Annotated in this window: 1 protein-coding gene; it reads right to left on the bottom strand. The window is 57.1% G+C overall.

Annotated features, from left to right (window positions below; genetic code table 11):
- Window positions 1-218: hypothetical protein (locus tag AC1RPV_RS07905; RefSeq protein ID WP_481764220.1), on the bottom strand; the 218-nt coding region annotated here is incomplete at its 3' end.
- Window positions 219-268: the final 50 nt, after the last annotated feature.

Genomic DNA, 268 nt, shown 5'->3' with positions numbered 1-268 from the left:
CCCTTGTTGCGTGTCTGGGTCTCGTCCGGGTCCGGACCCGCGATGCTACCGGTTACCGTACCATCGGGCCCCACCACATCAATCCAGTTGGCAAACGGATCACCTTCATGCACCCGGGAACTGCGAATAGCATCCACATTTGTATCTTGGTCCCGAACACTTGTGTACTGTGGAATACCACCGTTGAATAGATCGCCCGCGCCCTCTACCCGCGCCATATCCTCAAATGGGTTGTGTTCGGCGTACACGTGATCGGACGTTGAGCCCA

The organism is Dellaglioa sp. CoH-55-MRSF-9 (genome assembly GCF_056782155.1).
Note: the sequence above shows the minus strand (reverse complement) of the source record. Positions and strands in the feature narration are given on the sequence as shown.